Origin of the sequence: Kribbella rubisoli (genome assembly GCF_004217145.1) — a bacterium.
Classification (GTDB): Bacteria; Actinomycetota; Actinomycetes; order Propionibacteriales; family Kribbellaceae; genus Kribbella; species Kribbella rubisoli.
In genome coordinates this window covers 961,715-980,546 of the sequence record NZ_SHKR01000011.1, presented here as the reverse complement: position 1 = coordinate 980,546, position 18,832 = coordinate 961,715, and the positions used below count along the sequence as shown (strand labels likewise).

The window sequence follows — 18,832 nt, the reverse complement described above, 5'->3', positions numbered from 1 at the left end:
GCCGCGAGGACTACTTCAGGCGTAGCTGATCCGCGAAGGACTTCAGTGCGGGAGTGTCCTCGCCGCGGCGCCAGACCAGGCCGAGGGCCGACTCGGGTACGCCGGTGAGCGGGATGCTGACGATGCCGTCCCAGTGCTGGTTGCGCTCGGCGGTCGGGCGGCACACGAGCATGCCGCCGCGACCTGCGGCGATCAGCGACAAGCCTTCCTGCAGCGTCCGGACATCCGGACCACGGTGGATCAGCGCGCCGGCGGGTGTCTGCGTCGGCGCCTGGGCCTGTCGCCAGTAGCCGGGTGCGGGTCCCGCGATCGCAATCAGCGTCTCCTCGGCCAGTTCCTCCGCGTCGATCGACGACCGCGAGGCGAGCCGATGACCCGAGCCGACCGTGAGGGTCTGCTGCTGGCGCGAGAAGACCGGGCCCAGCACGAGGTCGTCCTCGGCCATCGGCAGCATGACGACTGCCGCGTCGACGTCACCCCGGCGTACCGCGCCGAAGGGGTCGTTGAGCGGCAGTTCACAGACGTCGATCAAACAGTCCGGGTGATGGGACTGGAACTTCGCCACGGCGCCTAGGACGGTGTCGTTGGCCGCGCCCTGGAAGCCGATCCGGAGCTTGCCCTTCACATTCGCGGCGTACTCGCGGGCATCCCCGACGACCCGCTCCAAGGCCGCGTACGCCGGGCGCAGCGAGGTCAGGAATTCCTTGCCGAGCGGCGTCAGCGCGACCCGGCGGCTCGTGCGCTCGAACAGCGGGCCGCCGATGCGGCGCTCCAGCGACTGGAGCAGTTGGCTGACCCGGCTCTGCGAGAGGTACAGGCGTTCCGCCGTACGGCCGAAGTGGAGCTCGTCCGCGAGCACCAGGAAGCACTCCAGTTCGCGGATCTCGACGGCCATGGTTCCACCTTCATCGATTAGCTCAGCTAATACAAGCATGACTACATCGCCGTTGTTCCGGGTGGCCTTGCGGCCGCTCACTGGAGGTATGACGACGATCTGCGCGGACGGGGTGGACACCCGGGGCTGGACCGCATCCATAGTCATGTCGGCGACTGTGTTCACCGTGGTGACGGCCGAGATGCTTCCCGTGGGTCTGCTCACTCCAATCGGCGGATCACTTCACGTATCGGAAGGCACCGCAGGCCTGGCGCTCACCACCACCGGCGTGGTCTCCGCATTGGCCGCGCCTGTCCTGCCGCTGGTCCTGGGCAGGCGGGACCGCCGGGCAGTTCTGGGCGGACTGATGGTGCTGCTCGCCTTCGCGGCATTCGTTGCCGCAATCGCACCGGTCTACTGGGTCTTCAGCGCAGCGCGCATCTTGATGGGCATCTCGATCGGCGGTGTCTGGTTGCTGACGATCGGGCTCGCGCGTCGCGTCGTACCCGAGCATGCCGCCGGCCCGGCGACCTCGCTCATCTTCAGCGGCATCGGAATCGCATCTGTGCTTGGCATTCCAGCCGGTGCGTACGTCGGCGAGCTCATCGGCTGGCGCTGGGCGTTCGCCGGCGTCGGACTGCTCGCACTCGGCCTCGCCGCCGCGATCGCAGCCTTCCTCCCGAGCCTCGCCCCCGAGCGATCCGTGCAGCTGTCCGACGTACGAGAAGTCCTGCAAATCAAGGACGTTCGCGTCGGTCTGGTCCTCGTCGCGCTGATCGTGACCGGCCACTTCGCGGCGTACACCTATATCCGTCCGCTCCTCGAGCCGCACTCCGGTCCGGCGCTGATCGGGACCCTGCTGCTCGCGTACGGCGTGGCCGGTGTCGTCGGCAACTTCCTGACCGGCGCCCTCCGCCCGACCCGCGCCCTCGCGGTCATCGCCGCCGGCATCGCGCTCGCTACCGTCGCGGTGCCCGTCCTCGGCACCACCGTCGCCGGATCCCTTGTCCTGCTGGTGATCTGGGGCCTTGCGTACGGCGGTACGAGCGTCAGCACGCAAGCCTGGGGACACGCCGCCGCGCCCAACGCCCCCGAATCCTCGTCCGCTGTCCTGGTGGGGGTCTACAACGGATCGATCGCGCTCGGCGCCTTCACCGGCGGCCAGGTCGCCGACCACCTCGGTACGACGACGGTCACCTGGCTTCCCGCAGTACTCGCGACGGCAGCGCTGATCGTTCTACTGGCGAACCGCCGCCAGCGCGGCTGAGTCCTCGTCGCCGAAGTCGTCCTCGAGCTTCTCGGGGGAGTAGTCGAGGTCGATCCCGGCCACGTCCGCGCCGACGGCCGACTCGATCGCGCCGAGTCGACGTGTGGCGCGGTCGCCGGCGTACGTCATCAGCGCGGTCGGGTTGATCTCCGGCGGGAGCGCGGCGGTGTTGTCCATCGCCCACTGGATCTGCGTCAGCGCGTGGGGGAGGAGTTCCTCCATCGTGTCGGTGACAACCTTCCAGTTCCCCTCGTCCGCGGCGACGTGCCGACGGCAGGTGAACGTGCCCCACGCCATGTGCCGGCGCTCGTCGTCGCCGATCCGGCGGATCAGCTCCTGCATGCCGGGCAGTACGCCGCGCGCCGTACAGAGCAGGTTCCACGCGTGGTAGCCGGTGAGGGCCAGAGTCCCTTCCACCACGTGGTTGTAGGTGACGGATGCGCGGACCTGGTTGGCCGGTGACGGATCGTCGGCCAGCGACTTCAGCGCGACGGGCAGGGCCTCGTAGAAGATCGCGCGGTACCCCGGGTTGTTCTCGACGTAGTGGTGCAGGTCGTCGGTGACGCCGACAGCGTCCAGCCAGAGCCGGAAGACCGCGGTGTGCTTGGCCTCCTCGAAGCAGAACTGGGTCAGGTACATCTCGTCGCCGAACCGGCCCTCGGCAGCCATCGCCTGCAGGAACGGCTGCAGGTCCTCGGTCACAGCCTCCTCGCCCGCGATGAACTGCGAGCAGAGCATCAACGCGTTGTCCTTGTCGTCCGCGCTCAGCTCCTGCCAGTCCTTCGCGTCCTGGCTGAAGTCGATGTCACGCGGGTTCCAGAACTTGCGGTTGCCCTTGTCGAACAGCCGCAACGGCAGCGCGTCCCAGTTGAGGCCGCCGGCCTTCAGCGTGGTGAAGCCTTTCCGATGCAGGTCGTTCATACGTGCAACCTCCGGGACTCGGCGAGGAAGGGTGAGAGGACGCGAGCCAGCTGATCGGCCACCGCCGCCGGGGGAGGGCCCGGCGTGACGATGTGGCTGATGACGACGCGCAAGGCGACGTCCACGCAGCTGGTCGCGTCCTCTGCGGGAACCTCCGGCCAGTGCTCCCTGACGTGGGCACCTAGCCGGAGGTGGGCCAGTTCAATGACCTGCTGCCCCCGTGTGGTCAGCAGTTGACTGGCCTGGTCGGATCCGGGTTGGCTCAGCGCCGCCTTGATCAGCGGGTTCTCGCCGGCCAGCGTCAGCGCCCGCTCGACCGCGGCCCGCAGGCCGTCGATCGGGTTGGGCTGCTCGGCGATCGCGTTGTTGACATCCAGCAGGAACCGTTCGGTCTCGCGGGCCGCGACTGCTTCCAGCAGGCCCCATTTGTCCCCGAACTCGTTGTAGACGGTCTGCCGCGAGACCCCGGTCCGGCGAGCCACCTCGGCCATCCGGAGTCCGTCGTACCCACCGGCGACCACCGCCTCCTGCGCCGCGTCGAGCAGCTCGTCACGCAGCCGGCGTTTGGTCCGATCGGCAAACGAGGTCATGAGGTCGAGGGTTTACAAAATGGCCTCTGATGTCAAGTGCTCGGACAGAACATCGCAGAATGTCCAATTTGGTCTCGGCTGCCGGTGGTTCATTCGGAGCACGTAGGGTTGGGGACGTGTCAACCGCCGAGATCCAGCCCGCCCCGACCGCCGCCGATGTGCCGGAGCTCGTGGTCGGATTCGACCTGGACATGACGCTGATCGACTCCCGGCCGGGGATCCAGGCCGTCTGGGACCTGCTCGCCGCCGAGACCGGGGTCTACATCGACACCGACCTGGTGGTGAGCCGGCTCGGGCCGCCGCTGACCTGGGAGATGGCGAACTGGTTCCCGCCGGAGCAGGTCGACGCGATGGTCGCGCGGTACCGCGAGCACTACCCGTCGCACGCGATCACGGGCAGCCTGCCGCTGCCGGGCGTCGCCGAGTCGCTGGCCGCGATCCGGGCGTTGCGCGGGCGGACGATGGTCGTCTCCGCGAAGTACACCCCGTCGGTCCGGCTGCACCTCGAGCACCTCGGCCTGGACGTCGACGAGCCGGTCGGCGATCTGCACGGAGCCGAGAAGGGTACGGCGCTGCGCGAGCACGAGGCGACGATCTTCGTCGGCGATCACACCGCCGACATCGACGGAGCGCACGCGGCGGGGGCCCTCGCGGTATCGGTCGCGACCGGTCCGTTCACCGCGGACGAGCTGCGGGCGTACGGCGCTGACGTCGTACTGAACGACCTGACGGAGTTCCCGGCCTGGCTCGACGAGTACGTGCTCGAGCAGCGGCTGGAAGCGTTGATGAAGCGGCTGTCGTCGTACGACAAGATGGTCGTCGCGTTCAGCGGCGGCGCCGACTCGGCGTTCCTGCTCGCGGCCGCGGCCCGTGCGATCGGCGCGGCCAACGTCGTCGCGGCGACCGCGGTATCGCCGTCGCTTCCGGCGGCGGAGTTGGAGCCGGCCGCGCGCTTCGCCGACGCTCTCGGCGTACGGCATGTCAGCCCGCATACGCACGAGATGGAGCGCGAGGGCTACCAGGCCAACTCGGGCGCCCGCTGCTACTTCTGCAAGGCCGAGCTGATCGAGACGCTGCAGCCGATCGCGGACGAGTTCGGCATCACCGCGATCGCCACCGGCACGAACGCCGACGACGCGATCGCCGGCTTCCGGCCGGGGATCCGGGCCGCGTTCGAGCGCGGTGCGCTGACGCCCTTGCGGGACGCTCGGCTGACCAAGGCGCAGATCCGTACGGCGTCGCGTAGCTGGGGCCTCGAGACGTCGGACAAGCCGGCCGCGGCCTGCCTGTCGAGCCGGATCGCGTACGGCATCCGCATCACGCCGAACCTGTTGGTACGGGTGGACCGCGCCGAGCAGGCGGTCCGCGCGCGGCTGGCGTCGTACGACGTGCAGAACGTGCGGGTGCGTGATCTCGGCGAGAGTGCCTCGATCGAGATCGACGCGGCGCTCCTCGATCGGGTCGACCACCGGGAGCTGGTCGATGCGGTCATGGCCGAAGGGTTCGCGGCGGCGCAGGTGGACCCGCGCGGGTTCCGGTCCGGGTCGATGAACGAGCGGCTCGCGGATCCCGAAAAGTATCGGAGTTTGTGAGGTGCGGGAAGACTGCCGGATCAGGTAGTTTCCCGGAGGCGCGGTTGCGCCGGGTCACGTACGCTGGGTTTCCTGAGCGGGCCTCACGGCTCGTTCGCTTCCGACGATACTGATGAAGAGGTTCCCGTGCCCGTTGGCAAGGTGAAGTGGTACGACTCCGACAAGGGGTTCGGTTTCCTCAGCAAGGAGGAGGGCGGGGACGTCTACGTCCGCGCCGAGGCCTTGCCGGCCGGTGTCACCAACCTGAAGCCCGGGCAGAAGGTCGAGTTCGGCGTCGTCGAGGGACGCAAGGGCGAGCAGGCCCTGCAGGTCCGGCTGATCGACCCGCCGCCGTCGGTCGCGAAGGCGATGCGCCCGAAGCCGGAGGAGATGCAGGTCGTCATCGAGGACCTGATCAAACTCCTCGACCGGATCGGTGAGAACTACCGCCGCGGCCGCCAGCCCGACAACAAGTCCGCCAAGCAGGTGGCCACGGTACTGCGCGGCGTCGCCGACAAGCTCGACTTCTGACGGTCAGCCGCGGCGGCTGATCAACGACTGGATCCCGTCGAGGACCGTGGTCAGACCGAACCGGAACTCGGTCGGGTCGTTGTCGATGAAGTCCTGCGGCCCGTCCATGGTCGTCGCGATGGCCGGGAAGCGATCCGGGGTCGCGAGCATCCGCAGCCTCCGGGTGTAGCGCTCGCCGGCTGCGACGGCCTCGGCCGGCGGCATGTTCAGCATGTTCACGCTGAGCCCGGTGGTGCCGCGAACGAAGATGTTCACCAGCAGCATCGCGGACATCCGGTCGTTCGGCTCCAACGGCGTACCTTCGAACGCCTTCAGGCCGGTCTCCATCCAGACCAGCTGGTTCGGTGAGAGCGGCGGCTCGAACACCGGGACCTGCAGGATCCAGGGGTGTTCCTGCAGCGCGGCCTGGAACGCCTCTGCCCAGGTGGTGATCCGCTCGCGCCAGTCGGCCGTCTCGCTCACCTCCGGCGGTAGCCCGAACGCCTGGTCGAGCATCACGACGTACAGGTCGTCCTTCGCCTCGACGTAGCGGTAGAGCGCCATCGTCGTGACACCGAGCTCCGCTGCCACCTTGCTCATCGACACCGCGCTCAGCCCGCCCGCGTCCGCGAGCTTGATCGCCGCATCCCCGATGTCCCGCACCTGGAACGCCGGCTTCGGTCCCGGCCGGCTCCGTCCCTCGATCCCCCAGAGCTGCTGAAGCACCCGCGGCAGTTCGTCCTCTTCCATGTCCACCACCTTATCTGTTTACAGCATAGACAGTCGCCTGTATGGTCTGTGTATGGCGCACACAGTGTGCGGCGTAAACAGATAAATCTTCGGAGGGGCATCATGAGTAAGCCGGAACTCGCGGGACGCAAGGAGTGGATCGCGCTCGGCGTGCTCGCACTGCCGCTGCTGCTGGTCTCGATGGATGTGTCGGTGCTGTACTTCGCGGTCCCGTTCATCAGCGCGGACCTCGGCGTGTCGGCGACCGAGCAGCTGTGGATCTTCGACATCTACGGGTTCGTGCTGGCCGGCCTGCTGATCACCATGGGCTCGCTCGGCGACCGGATCGGCCGTCGCCGGCTGCTGATCTTCGGGGCGGTCGGCTTCGGGCTCGCCTCGGTCGCGGCGGCGTACGCGCAGAACCCGGAGCAGCTGATCGCGGCCCGCGCCCTTCTCGGGATCGGCGGCGCGACCCTGATGCCGTCGACCCTGGCGCTGATCCGGAACATGTTCCACGACCCGAAGCAGCGGTCGAAGGCGATCGCGTTCTGGAGCGCGGTGATGATGGGCGGGATCACCCTCGGGCCGGTGCTCGGCGGGTTCCTGCTGGAGCACTTCTGGTGGGGTTCGGTCTTCCTGATCAACACCCCGGCGATGATCCTGCTGCTGGTGCTCGCGCCGATCCTGCTGCCCGAGTTCAAGACTCCTGCCGGTGGACGGTTCGACCTGCTGGGTTCGGTGCTCTCGCTGGCCGCCGTACTGCCGGTGATCTGGGGGATCAAGGAGATCGCGGCCAACGGCGCGTCGATGCTTCCGGTGGTGGCGATCGTGGCCGGGCTGCTGTTCGGGGTGCTGTTCGTGCAGCGGCAGCGGACTGCGGCGTACCCGATGGTCGACCTCTCGATGTTCCGCAACCGGGCGTTCAGCGGTTCGCTGGCTGCCAACACTGTTGGAACCCTCGCGCTGGTGGGCAACGCGGTGTTCCTGACCCAGTACCTGCAGCTCGTGCACGGGCTGAGCCCGCTGAAGGCGGCGCTGTGGTCGCTGGCCCCGTCGGTGCTGGTCGGTGGCGCGGCTCCGCTGGCTACTGCGCTGGCGAACAAGATGGACCGTGCGTATGTGATCGGCGGAGCGTTCGTTCTCGCCGCCTCCGGGTACGCCGTACTCACCCAGGTGCACGTCGACTCCTCGCTGGCAGTGCCCCTGGCCGGCGCGGGTCTGCTGGCTGCCGGTCTGGTGATGGTGATGACCCTGGTCACCGAGGCTGTCGTCGGCTCGGTCGCCCCGGAGCGCGCCGGCTCGGCGTCCGCGGTGATGGAGACCTGCTCGGAGTTCGGCGGGGCGCTCGGGATCGCGATCCTGGGCTCGATCGGCACCGCGGCGTACCGCGCCGACCTCCCGTCCGACCTGCCCGCAGGCGTCGCCGCCCCCGGCCGTGAGGGCCTACCGGCCGCAACCGCCGCCGCCGCACACCTCCCAGCTCAGCTAGCCGACACCGTCCTGACCACCGCCCGCCACGCCTTCACCCACAGCATGAACGTGGTGGCCGTCGTCGGCACCCTCCTCCTACTAACCACCGCCGTCCTAGCCACCCTCACCCTCCGCGGCACCACCCACCCCACCCCCACCCAAACCCCCGAGCCCGCCCCCGAGGAGGCCGACCTAACCCCAGCCCTCTAACCCGTCCCAAACCCTGCGGCGGCCGGCGTGGATCCCCACCCGGTCGCCCGCCAGCGGGGCTGTTAGTTGGGTGTCAGCGGGGTGGGTGGCGGTGGTTGTTGGTGCCGGGGCGGCGTTTGAAGGGGTTGCCTTGGTTGCGTTCCTCGGTCGGCTCTTCGGCCCAGGGGGCTTGGTTCTGGGTGTCCTCGTCCTCGTCGGGCTGGCCGCTCCACCACTTGCCGGCCGGCGGCGGCCCGGGACGCCTACCGGGCTCGGGGCGGCGGGTCGGGTCTGGCTGGTGGTCTGTCGGGCGGCCTGCGGGCGGTTGATCGCCGCCGCGCCATTCGATGGTCGGCTCCTCGCCGGAGTCTGAGCGGCGCGCGCGGTTCGCGCGCTGCTCGGCGACGCTTGTGGTGAGGATCGTCCGCGTGGTGCTGTCCGCACGCGGCCTGCTCTCCGATCGGTCGTCGTGCCTGTGTCCGTCGTGCCCGTGCCCGGACGGGCGTGGGCCGGGCCGTGGTCCGCCGAGGCCGCCTGGGCGGAGCGGTCCGTCGGCGGGGCGGGCCGCCGGGCGCATCCGCAGTACGAGGAAAACCACGATCACCAGCACGCCCGCGAGGAACCCGAACCCGAGCCGCGGGATCAGCGGCAGCACGATCCCGCAGCCGCCGCCGATCACCCAGGCCAGTTGCAGCACGGTCTCCGAGCGAGCGAAGACCGATGTACGCACGGACTCCGGGACGTCCCGCTGGATCATCGCGTCCAACGACAGCTTGCCGAGCGAGCTGCACAACCCGGCCACCAGGCCGAGCGCAATCAGGATCGGCAGACCGTAGAGGACCGCCACCGCGACCGCGACGATCGCGTCCGCGAGCAGCACCACCAGCACGACCGCTTCCGGTTTACGGGCCTTGAGCAACGATCCGAGCAGGGTGCCGAGGCTGTTCCCGATACCGGCCGCGGCGATCACCGCACCGGCCGCGACCGCGCCCTTCACGCCGCTGATCGGCTGGTCGCGGAGCAGGAACGCCAGATACATGGTCAGGAATCCGGACACGAACCGCAGTCCGAGATTGCAGCGGATCCCGCGTGCGACTGCTGCGGTGATTGCGCGCCGGCGTGCCTCGCGCCCCGCCGTACCAGTGACTTCTTCGTCGGTGGGGGAGTCGACCGCGCTCGGCAGGCGGATCGCGAGGATCAGGCCGACGATGTACACCAGCGCGGCCCAGCGCAGCGACCATTGCGGGCCGATCGCGGCGAACGCGGCCGCGATTCCGGCGCCGATCGTCGCGCCGGCGACACCGGCCAGCGAGATGCGTGAGTTGGCCGTGACGAGCGTGATCTGCTTCGGGAGCAGACGCGGTACGGCGGAGGCGCGCGTGACGCCGTACGCCTTGGAAGCGACGAGGCAGCCGAGGGCCGCCGGGTAAAGCCAGGCGGAGCCGTGGCCGGAGATCGAGGAGGCGAGACTCCAGACGAGGAATGCGCGTACGCCGAGGGTCGCGCCGATCGCCCAGCGCCGCCCGTGCCTGAACCGGTCGAGGATCGGGCCGATCAGCGGCGCCATCAATGCGAACGGCGCCATCGTCAGCAGCAGGAACAACGCCACCCGGTCGCGCGCCTGATCGCTCGGCACGGTGAAGAACACCGTCCCGGCCAGCGAAACGGCGAACGCCGTATCACCGGCCGCGTTGACCGCGCCCAGCTCGATCAGCCGCGAAAGCCCCGACTCGCCGGCACCTTGAGCACCCGTCAGCCCACGGATCCGCCGGCCAGTCGCCCGCCCGACCTTCCCGCTGACCTCAGCCGCCTTCTTGGAAGCCGAAGCAACTCCTTCGGCCCCCACCTTCGACGCGTGCCCGACCTTCTTGCTCGCAGACCCCACCCGCCCCCGGGCATCAGTCAACCGCTCACCCGCCGACTTCCCCGCCGCAGCCCCGCCGCCCGCGTCTGAGCTGCTGGCTCGGCCGTTGGTCCCGTCGGTGTTGCCCCCCATGCCACCACCCGCCTGCTCGTGCGCAGCCGCCCGGTTCGCAGCCTGCTCGGCGCCCCGCTGGCTGCCATTCTCCTCCCGCCTCCGGTCGGCGTCGCCGCGCGACCGGCCCGCGGCGTCGCTTTCGCGGTTGCCGGGGCCGACCTGCGGGTCGTCGGGGTCGGGGGAGTGCATGGAACCATCCTGCCTCGCGGCGGGGACAGAGCGCAGTTACCGCGCGTACGGGCGGTTGATCGACGGCAGTTCGGAGTACGACGGCGGGCGTGCGAGAATGGGCGATTGTGACTCCCGTCAGAGCTCCGGAACCGGTCCGCGCCAAACCCGACGCCATTGCCGTCGCGGCGGTCGAACCGGCCCGTGAAGCTGCGATCGCCGAGGCCGGCGCCGCACAGGTAGGCGAGCACCTCGGTCATCTGGTCGAGGGCGAGCGCCTCGTCACCCACTATTTCGCCTCCACCCACCCCGGGTACCGCGGCTGGCGCTGGGCGGTCACCGTCACGCGCGCCTCTCGCGCCAAGACCGTCACGGTCAACGAGGTCGTGATGCTGCCCGGCGACGTCGCGATCACCGCGCCCGAGTGGGTCCCGTGGTCGGAGCGCGTCCAGCCCGGCGACCTCCGTCCCGGCGACCTGTTCCCGACCCTCCCTGACGATCCGCGCCTCGAGCCGGGTTTCACCGACACGTCGGACGCTCCTGAGGACGTCCTCACGGTGGTCGAGGAGCTCGGGCTCGGTCGTGAGCGCGTGCTGTCGCCGTTCGGGCGCGAGGATGCGGCCGAACGCTGGTACGCCGGTGACTTCGGGCCGACCTCGCCGATCGCGCAGGCCGTCCCGTACAAGTGCCACTCGTGCGGCTACTGGATCCGCCTGGCCGACAGCCTGGGCCAGGCCTTCGGGGTCTGCGCCAACGAGATGGCCCCCGGCGAGGCCCGCGTAGTCGCCTACGACTACGGCTGCGGCGCCCACTCCGACGCCACGATCGACATCCCCGAGCCCCCCACCCCCGACCACGCCTTCGACACCACCGGCTACGACACGCTGGAGCTCGTCGACCCGACGTAGTCGGCTCAGCGGGAGTGGCGGGCGATCCGGAGAAGATCCTCCGCGACCTGCGGTAACGGGTGGGCCTTGGGCCAGACGGCGCGGAGTCTCCGGTGGAGGTCCGCGCCGACGAGGTTGATCTCCACCAGGTGACCGAGCGACAGATCGTCCTCGACCGTGGCAGCACTCAGTACTGCGGGTCCGATGCCGGCGGCCGCTGCGCGCCGTACGGCTGCATTGACCTCCAGGACCATCAGCGGCTCTACGGGCCGGAGGCCGGCGGTGGCGAAAACCCGGGCCAGCGTCTCGCGCGTCCCTGAGCCTTGTTCGCGCACGATGAGCGGGGTGTCGGCGAGCTCGGTGAGTTCCACAGGACGGCGGCGCCGGGCCCAGGGGTGTGTCCGGGCGACGACGATCACGAGCCGATCAGTGGCAACGGTCCGTGAGCTGAGTCCGGGCGGCACGGTGGGACCTTCGAAGAACCCGATCGTGATCTCGTGGCGTGCGGCCAGCGCGGCGACCTGCTCGGAGTTGGTCACCTTCAGGCTGAGCTGAAGGCCGGGCGACTGTCGCTGCAGTTCGGCGACCCAGGCCGGCAGAAAGCTCTCGGCGAGCGTCATGCTGGACGCAAGTCGCAAGTCGTGGGCCCGCTCGGCACGGAGGGCGGCCGCCCCGGCCGTCAGGTTCCGGGCCTCGGCGAGCACGCGCTCGGCCCAATGGCAGACAGCCTTGCCTTCAACGGTCAGAACGGAGCCTCGGGTACCCCGCTCTGCCAGCGGCAGCCCGAGCCTGCGTTCCAGCATGCTGAGCCGCTTACTGGCGGCCGGCTGGCTGATCCGCATCCGTTCGGCGGCCTGGCCGAGGCTGCCGAGTTCGGCGACGAGTGTGAGCAGCATCAGGCTGTCGAGGTCGGGCGACGTGTCGCTCATAACCATTGATTATGAGGAGTTGCCGACTTGGCGGGTACCCCCGCTCGTTGCCTGCGGAGATGCTCGGTGCAGAACCGGCGGCCGCCTCGGCCGCCACCGATGGAAGGAAACCAGCGATCATGTCGCACCATCTCGACACGCCGCTCGCCAGGCAGAACGGCCGGCTCTACATCGACGACCTGTACGTCTTCCCCGCAACGGCGAGCACGGTGTTCGTCATGGACGTCAACTCGACGATCACCGGGCCGGATATCCAGCCGGGCTTTCACGACGAGGCCCGCTACGAGTTCAAGGTGCACGCCGACAACGCGGAGTTCGAGACGCTCACCTACCGAGTGTCCTTCGGGGCGCGCGGCTCGGACGGCCGGCAGTCCCTGGCCTTGCACCTGCTGACCGGCGACGATGCCCGCGAGGACGCTGCCGACGGAGAACTCGTCCTCGAAGGCACCACCGGCGAGGCGTGCGACGGGTCGGACGTCCGGCTGTGGGCTGGCCGGATCCACGACTCGTTCTACATCGACCTGTCGCTCCTGGCGCGGGTGAACGGCGCCGTACACGACGGCACCGCGGTGGACCTGTCCGGTTGGCAGCCCGAGCAGGCACAGAACAGCTTCACCGGCACGACCGTCGAGTCGATCGTGCTGGAGATCTCGCACCAGCACCCGGTGCTCGAGCCCGGTACGCAGATCGGGGTCTGGTGCACCACGAAGCTGGCGACCGACGCCGGCGGATGGCGGCAGATCAACCGGGCCGGCCACCCGATGATGTGGCCGATCTTCTGGCCGGACGACACTCGCTTCACGTATCCGGCCAACGCCCGGCACCCAGCGCAGGACTTCGAGGCCGACGGCAAGAACCTGGAGGATCGGGTGGCCGCTGTCGTCGCGGCGGCGGGTACGTCGGACGACCCGCAAGGCTACGGCGAGACAGTCGCTCGCGAGCTGTTCCCGGACGTCCTCCCGTACGTCGTGGGAACGCCGGCCACCTTCGGATTCGCGACCCGGAACGGCCGCACCCTCGCCGACAACGCTCCCGAGGTGATGCTGTCGATGGTCGCGGGCACCGCAGTACCGTCCGGACTCAAGCCGTCAGTGACCGCAAGCCTGCGCCAGAAGACCTTCCCGTACGTCGTTCCCGCCTGACCAGCCGGTGTTGTCGCCGTCGGCATGCGCCTGCTCGACGGCGAGGGGGGATCAGTCTTCGGTGGCGGGGCGGTGGCCGGCTTGGATGGCGGTCCAGCGGCGTTTGCAGTACCAGAGGCCGATGAGGCCGAGGCCGAAGCCGGCGACCGGGACCCAGAGCCACCAGTCGAGGCCGTTGTCCTCCAAACGGCCGTGGAAGATCAGGAGGACGACGAAGGCGACCACCCACAGGGCGATACCGGTGATGACGCTGGGGATGCCGGACAGGTCCAGCGGCTTGACCTCGGCGTGCACCAGCTCCCCGCGCGCCAGCTGGCTCGTGGGGTCGGTGCGCTTCTTGGTCCCGCCCTGCTCCTCGCTCACGCCCCCACCTTAACCTGCAACGGATTGGCGTCAGTGCTCGCAACTGGCCGGTAGGAGCTGGCACGATGCGGTCATGAGCTCGCCCCTGGCCTCGACGGCCCGCTCCGGTTCCGGTGTCCTCGACTCCTTCTTCAAGATCAGCGAACGCGGATCCACGCTCGGACGGGAGATCCGCGGCGGGCTGGTCACGTTCTTCACGATGGCCTACATCGTCGTGCTGAACCCGCTGATCATCGGCACCGTCAAGGACGGCGCCGGCCAGTTCGTCGGCGGCGGCACCGACCCGGCGGCCGCGATCGCGAAGATCGCGGTCGCGACGGCGCTGGTGGCCGGCGTGGTCACGATCCTGATGGGCGTGGTCGCGAACTTCCCGCTCGCCCTGGCCACCGGGCTCGGCCTGAACGCGTTCATCGCGTTCTCGGTCGCGACCAAGATGACCTGGGCGGACGCGATGGGCCTGGTCGTGCTCGAGGGCCTGATCATCCTGATCCTGGTGCTCACCGGGTTCCGTAAAGCGGTCTTCGAGGCGGTTCCACTCCAGCTGAAGATCGCGATCAGCGTCGGCATCGGCCTGTTCATCGCTTTCATCGGGGTGATCGACGCAGGCTTCGTACGCCGTCCCGCCGCGCCGACCGGTCCGCCGGTGGAACTGGGCGTCGGTGGCACGCTCCGCGGCTGGCCGGTGCTGGTCTTCGTGGTCGGCCTGATCCTGATCGTCACGCTGTACGCGCGGAAGGTGAAGGGCGCGATCCTGATCGGCATTCTGGCCGCGACCGTGCTGGCGATCGTCATCGAGGCGATCGCGAACATCGGCGCCCGGACCGCGGACAACCCCGGCGGCTGGGGCCTGAGCGTGCCGAAGCTGCCGGACCACTGGTTCACGAAACCGAACCTGGACACGATCGGCGAGTTCAGCCTGTTCGGCTCGTTCGAGAAGATCGGCGTCGTGTCGGCGCTGCTGCTGGTGTTCACGCTGATGCTGGCCGACTTCTTCGACACGATGGGCACGATGACCGCGATCGGCGCCGAGGCCGGTCTGCTCGACAAGGACGGCATCCCGCCGAACTCGCAGCGCATCCTGATCGTCGACAGCGTCGCGGCCGCCGCCGGTGGCGCCGCATCCGTGTCCAGCAACACCTCGTACATCGAATCGGCGTCGGGGGTCGGTGAAGGCGCGCGGACCGGCCTGGCGAGCGTGATCACCGGGATCTGCTTCCTGATCTCGATGGTGGTCGCGCCGCTGGTCACGCTGGTCCCCTACGAGGCGGCGACACCCGCGCTGATCCTGGTCGGCTTCCTGATGATGACGCAGGTGAAGGGGATCGACTTCGACGATATCGAGGTCGCGTTCCCGGCGTTCCTGACCATCATCCTGATGCCGTTCACCTACTCGATCTCCGCCGGTATCGGCGCCGGCTTCGTCATGTACGTCATCCTCAAAGCCGTCCGCGGCAAGGCCCGCCAGGTCCACCCGCTGATGTGGGTGGTGGCCGCCCTGTTCGTCGTCTACTTCGCCATCGGCCCGCTGACCGACTGGCTGACCTGAGGTCCTCCGCGCAGCTCCAGGTACTCGGCGCGGGTGACGAACAGGTCGCGGAGCTCGGTGGTGAGGCTTTCGAGGAAGTCGGCGCGGTACGTCGCGTCCGTCAGCAGCGCGATAGAGTAGTACAGGCCGGTGAAGGTTGCGATGCCGACGGCAACCTTCACCAGTGACGAGCTGATCACCACCGGATGGTCCAGCACGAGCAGGGTGTGCGACCACTTGCCGTGGTCGATACCCCACTGCTGGTAGATGTGGTCGCTGATCGCGAGCATGCCGAAGGCAACGAAGAGCAGCCCGACGCCGGTGCTGACGACGAGGACCTGCATCCACTGGCGGATCACCAGGCTGAGGCTGAGGTTCATCCGCTGGACGCGGCGTAGGGGCGGCCCGGAGCTGACGTCGCGCTCGATCGTCTCCAGCTCGCGTGGCAGTCGCAGCATCAGGAACAGGTTGCTGAGTACGGCGAAGCCGACCGCAAGCAAGACGAGGAAGGCGACCGGCATGCCCGCGAACACCTGCCACGTGTCCGCGGTGATGAACAGCACCAGCGAGAAGATCAGCAGCAGCGGTAGCGCCCGGACCAGGCTGGCCACGGAGTTCGCCAGCTCACCCGCGAGTCGGCGCAGGCCCCACAGCGTCGTACCGACCAGGCCGTAGCCGACCACGGCGTACACAAGGCCGACGAGCAGGAGGTTCCCGGCGGCGATCCCGAAGAACTGCCGGAGCTGCTCCTGGGTGACCAGCGGCAACAGCGCGGGCAGTAGGACGAAGACCGCGAGCTCCGGGATGCCGAAGCGGGTGGGCAACGACCGGAACGGCCGCCCGCGCAACCTGTTCAGCAGGCCGAAGCCGGCCACCAGCGCGATCAGTCCGCCGAGCGCGGCCAGCAGGTTCTGCCACCAGTGCCAGTCCAGTGAGGTTGCCCCGAGCATCTCGGCCAGGAACACCAGCACGAGCAGAGGCGTGGCCCGCGTGAAGATGTCGTGCGTCGGCGAGAAGTCCTCGATGAACAGCGGCAGCCCGGCCCGCCGGAACCGCTGCTCGTACCGCTCCAGCTCGACGCTCATGACCCGGAACTCTAGCGGGGGCCGGGAATATCAGCTTCCGATCGCCGGTTATAGTTAGCAAAGGTAATGAGTTAAGGTAAAGACATGCCCGAAGTCGTAGCCCAGCAGGTGAAGAGTGACGTCGGGCTGGCCAGTGCCCTGCGGTCCTCGATGCTCAGGTTGTCCCGGCAGATCCGGCGCCAGCGTGAGCCCGGTCACGACCTCACCGCGAACCAGCTCAGCGTGCTCGGCGCGCTGTCCAAGCACGAGTCGATGACGATCGGCGAGCTGGCTTCCCACGAACAGGTGAAGCCGCCGTCGATGACGCGGATCGTGACGAACATGGAGGAGGCGGGTCTGGTGATCCGCCGCCCGCACCCGACCGACAAGCGTCAGATCGTCGTCGAGCTGACTTCCCGCGCCGACGAGCTGATCCACGCGAACCGGCGCCGCCGCGACGAGTGGCTGCAGACCAAGCTGAAGCAATTGACCCCCGAGGAGCGCGACATCCTGCGCAAGGCAGCACCTGTTCTCGAACGCCTGGCGGCCCAGTGAGCCCGACCTTCCGCGCGTTCAAAGTCCGCAACTTCCGTCTCTACGCCTCCGGCGCGATCGTCTCGAACGTCGGCACCTGGATGCAGCGTGTCGCCCAGGACTGGCTGGTCCTCGAGCTGACCCACTCCGGTACGGCGCTGGGCATCGTCACCGGACTCCAGTTCCTGCCTGCCCTGTTGTTCGGTCCGTACGCCGGTCTGGTCGCCGACCGCTTCCCGAAGCGGACCGTGCTGACGATCACCCAGATCTTCATGGCCACCGTTGCGTTGACGCTCGGCGGTCTGACGATCGGCGGTGTCGTGCAGACCTGGCAGGTGTACCTGCTGGCTCTGCTGTTCGGCGTCGGCACCGCGTTCGACGCCCCGACCCGGCAGGCCTTCGTCGTCGAGATGGTCGGCCGTGACGAGCTGTCCAACGCCGTCGGGCTGAACTCGGCGTCGTTCAATGCCGCCCGGCTGCTCGGCCCGGCGCTGGCCGGTCTGCTGATCAACTGGATCGGCACCGGTCCGGTAATCCTGGTCAACGGATTCACGTACGCCGCTGTGATCGTCTCGCTGCGGCTGATGCGCGTGTCCGAGCTGCACACCCCGAAGCCCGCCGGCCGCGAGAAGGGCATGATCCGCGACGGCATGCGCTACCTATGGCGCCGCCCGGACCTGATGATGGTCCTGGTCGCGGTGTTCTTCGCCGGCACCTTCGGCCTGAACTTCCAGCTCACCTCGGCGCTGATGGCGACGAGTGTGTTCCACAAGGGCGCGGGGGAGTACGGCATCCTCGGCTCGGTCCTCGCGATCGGCTCGCTGTCCGGCGCGTTGCTCGCCGCCCGCCGGGTCCGGATCCGGGCTCGCCTCGTGATCGGCGCCGCGCTCGCGTTCGGTATCGCCGAGATCGTCAGCGCCCTGATGCCGACGTACCTGACCTTCGCGCTGGTGCTGCCGATCGTCGGCCTGGCCTCGCTGACCATGCTGACCTCGGCGAACGCGACCATGCAGCTGAGCATCGAGCCGACCATGCGCGGCCGGGTGATGGCGCTGTACATGACGGTCCTGATGGGCGGTACGCCGATCGGCTCGCCGTTCATCGGCTGGATCGGCCAGGTGCTCGGCGCGCGGTACTCGCTGATCGTCGGCGGTGGGCTGACCGTGCTCGGGACCGTCGCCTCGGTGCTGTACTTCTCGCGGCGGCGCGGTCTCGCGATCCGGCCGCGGTTGCTGCCGCGCCCGCACCTCGAGGTGCTGCCGCAGACCGACCTGCTCGGCGACAAGGCGGTCCTGGAGACTGTCCCGCTCCAGGACGAGCCCGCGCCCGCTCCGAAGCAGGACGTCGGCACGAAGCAGGACGTCGGCCCGAAGCAGGACGTCGGGCCCAGAGTCGCTTAGGGCCGGATCCGGGTCAGCAGGCGGGCGGCGAAGAACAGGGCGTCGACGTCGGCGCCGGCTGGGATGAGCATCGCCGCGGGGTCGTGCTTCGGCTTCGGGCGCTCGAGCGGCGTACCGGCCGTGGCGACCCGGAGGAAGCCGCGGGTGTTGAACCGGCCCTGGTTCGGCGTCCACTCGACGTCGATGATCTCGCCCAGCGGTACCGACCACCGCTCACCGAGGGACTTCTTCTTCCGGCCCGCGGACCGCTTGTAGTCGAACGTGAGCCGCCCGTTCGCCACCGACAGGATCGCGTCGCGGCCCTCGAGCCGGTCGGGCGCGGCCGGTGGTGCGAGCAACCAGCGAGCGGACGGCGTCGCCTGTACGTCGCGGCGGACGAGAGTACTGCGGATGTCGCGGGCGATCTGCTCCGCGAGCGCGGGATCGACCTCCGGGAAGTCGTACGGATCCAGTACGACGTGACCGCCGGTCACGGACTGCAGCGGGTCGGCCCCGTCGCGGAGGATGAGCTTGAAGCCCGCGGCGCCGACCTCGACCGACTGCAGGGCCTCGACCGGCAGGATCCGTTCGCCCAACCGGGTCCACAACGAGCCGGTCAGCGGATCCAGTCCGGCCCGAGTTCCGTCGTACCGGAGCCGGAGGACCCCGATCCCGTCCCAGACGACCGTGCCGTTCGTGCTCGTCAGCTCACCACTACCCACCCTGCCCATCTTCCCTGCTG

18 protein-coding genes are annotated in these 18,832 nt (G+C 69.0%); 9 read left to right on the top strand and 9 right to left on the bottom strand.

Annotation, left to right across the window (positions count from 1 at the left end; all coding sequences use genetic code 11):
- Positions 1-10: 10 nt before the first annotated feature.
- Entirely contained in the window at positions 11-895 is an 885-nt protein-coding gene (locus EV645_RS07515) for a LysR family transcriptional regulator (RefSeq protein ID WP_130441072.1), read from the bottom strand.
- Positions 896-983: 88 nt separating this feature from the next.
- Between EV645_RS07515 and EV645_RS07510 the strand changes: the two genes are divergently transcribed.
- Positions 984-2,141, top strand: coding sequence for an MFS transporter (locus tag EV645_RS07510; RefSeq protein ID WP_130441070.1), 1,158 nt, complete (start codon positions 984-986; stop codon positions 2,139-2,141).
- Here the strand turns inward: EV645_RS07510 and EV645_RS07505 are convergent.
- Together EV645_RS07505 and EV645_RS07500 are read right to left on the bottom strand one after the other, a co-directional pair.
- On the bottom strand, positions 2,112-3,062 hold the full coding sequence (locus EV645_RS07505) for a R2-like ligand-binding oxidase (RefSeq protein WP_130441068.1): 951 nt from the start codon (positions 3,060-3,062) through the stop codon (positions 2,112-2,114). The two genes, EV645_RS07510 and EV645_RS07505, sit on opposite strands and share 30 nt — an antisense overlap.
- Positions 3,059-3,652, bottom strand: a complete 594-nt coding sequence (locus tag EV645_RS07500; RefSeq protein ID WP_130441066.1) for a TetR/AcrR family transcriptional regulator — start codon at positions 3,650-3,652, stop codon at positions 3,059-3,061. Before EV645_RS07500 ends, EV645_RS07505 begins: the two co-directional genes overlap by 4 nt.
- A 116-nt stretch (positions 3,653-3,768) precedes the next feature.
- Between EV645_RS07500 and larE the strand changes: the two genes are divergently transcribed.
- Together larE and EV645_RS07490 are read left to right on the top strand one after the other, a co-directional pair.
- Positions 3,769-5,244: an ATP-dependent sacrificial sulfur transferase LarE gene (gene larE / locus EV645_RS07495; RefSeq protein ID WP_130441064.1), complete on the top strand. Its 1,476-nt coding sequence runs from the start codon at positions 3,769-3,771 to the stop codon at positions 5,242-5,244.
- A gap of 126 nt (positions 5,245-5,370) precedes the next feature.
- Entirely contained in the window at positions 5,371-5,754 is a 384-nt protein-coding gene (locus tag EV645_RS07490) for a cold-shock protein (RefSeq protein ID WP_130441062.1), read from the top strand.
- 3 nt (positions 5,755-5,757) lie between these two features.
- Here EV645_RS07490 and EV645_RS07485 read toward each other — a convergent pair whose 3' ends face one another.
- Complete coding sequence (locus tag EV645_RS07485; RefSeq protein WP_130441060.1) at positions 5,758-6,483, bottom strand: TetR/AcrR family transcriptional regulator; 726 nt, start codon at positions 6,481-6,483, stop codon at positions 5,758-5,760.
- 102 nt (positions 6,484-6,585) lie between these two features.
- On the opposite strand from EV645_RS07485, the gene EV645_RS07480 reads away from it, so the two are divergent.
- A complete protein-coding gene (locus EV645_RS07480; protein ID WP_130441058.1) occupies positions 6,586-8,142 on the top strand; it encodes an MFS transporter in 1,557 nt (518 codons plus the stop codon).
- A 73-nt stretch (positions 8,143-8,215) separates the two neighbouring features.
- Here the strand turns inward: EV645_RS07480 and EV645_RS07475 are convergent, their stop codons facing one another.
- Positions 8,216-10,288 (bottom strand): MFS transporter, encoded by a 2,073-nt coding sequence (locus EV645_RS07475; protein ID WP_242000262.1) that lies wholly within the window; start codon positions 10,286-10,288, stop codon positions 8,216-8,218.
- Positions 10,289-10,395: 107 nt separating this feature from the next.
- Here EV645_RS07475 and EV645_RS07470 point away from each other — a divergent pair, with 107 nt between their 5' ends.
- Positions 10,396-11,175, top strand: a complete 780-nt coding sequence (locus tag EV645_RS07470; RefSeq protein ID WP_130441056.1) for a DUF3027 domain-containing protein — start codon at positions 10,396-10,398, stop codon at positions 11,173-11,175.
- 5 nt (positions 11,176-11,180) lie between these two features.
- Here EV645_RS07470 and EV645_RS07465 read toward each other — a convergent pair whose 3' ends face one another.
- Positions 11,181-12,083, bottom strand: coding sequence for a LysR family transcriptional regulator (locus tag EV645_RS07465; RefSeq protein ID WP_130441054.1), 903 nt, complete (start codon positions 12,081-12,083; stop codon positions 11,181-11,183).
- A 59-nt stretch (positions 12,084-12,142) separates the two neighbouring features.
- Between EV645_RS07465 and EV645_RS07460 the strand changes: the two genes are divergently transcribed.
- Positions 12,143-13,225: a DUF4331 family protein gene (locus tag EV645_RS07460; protein ID WP_198681506.1), complete on the top strand. Its 1,083-nt coding sequence runs from the start codon at positions 12,143-12,145 to the stop codon at positions 13,223-13,225.
- 51 nt (positions 13,226-13,276) lie between these two features.
- Here EV645_RS07460 and EV645_RS07455 read toward each other — a convergent pair whose 3' ends face one another.
- On the bottom strand, positions 13,277-13,588 hold the full coding sequence (locus EV645_RS07455) for a DUF2530 domain-containing protein (RefSeq protein ID WP_130441052.1): 312 nt from the start codon (positions 13,586-13,588) through the stop codon (positions 13,277-13,279).
- 73 nt (positions 13,589-13,661) lie between these two features.
- Between EV645_RS07455 and EV645_RS07450 the strand changes: the two genes are divergently transcribed.
- Positions 13,662-15,134, top strand: a complete 1,473-nt coding sequence (locus EV645_RS07450; RefSeq protein WP_130441050.1) for an NCS2 family permease — start codon at positions 13,662-13,664, stop codon at positions 15,132-15,134.
- On the opposite strand, the gene EV645_RS07445 is transcribed toward EV645_RS07450, so the two are convergent.
- Positions 15,095-16,198, bottom strand: a complete 1,104-nt coding sequence (locus tag EV645_RS07445; RefSeq protein ID WP_130441048.1) for a hypothetical protein — start codon at positions 16,196-16,198, stop codon at positions 15,095-15,097. The two genes, EV645_RS07450 and EV645_RS07445, sit on opposite strands and share 40 nt — an antisense overlap.
- Positions 16,199-16,282: 84 nt before the next feature.
- On the opposite strand from EV645_RS07445, the gene EV645_RS07440 reads away from it, so the two are divergent.
- Positions 16,283-16,732 (top strand): MarR family winged helix-turn-helix transcriptional regulator, encoded by a 450-nt coding sequence (locus EV645_RS07440; RefSeq protein WP_130441046.1) that lies wholly within the window; start codon positions 16,283-16,285, stop codon positions 16,730-16,732.
- Positions 16,729-18,111 carry an MFS transporter gene (locus EV645_RS07435; RefSeq protein WP_130441044.1) on the top strand — a complete coding sequence of 461 codons (1,383 nt, stop codon included), beginning with the start codon at positions 16,729-16,731 and terminating at the stop codon, positions 18,109-18,111. Before EV645_RS07440 ends, EV645_RS07435 begins: the two co-directional genes overlap by 4 nt.
- On the opposite strand, the gene EV645_RS07430 is transcribed toward EV645_RS07435, so the two are convergent.
- Complete coding sequence (locus EV645_RS07430) at positions 18,108-18,821, bottom strand: DUF4429 domain-containing protein (protein ID WP_130441042.1); 714 nt, start codon at positions 18,819-18,821, stop codon at positions 18,108-18,110. The genes EV645_RS07435 and EV645_RS07430 overlap by 4 nt on opposite strands.
- Between the last annotated feature and the right edge of the window lie 11 nt (positions 18,822-18,832).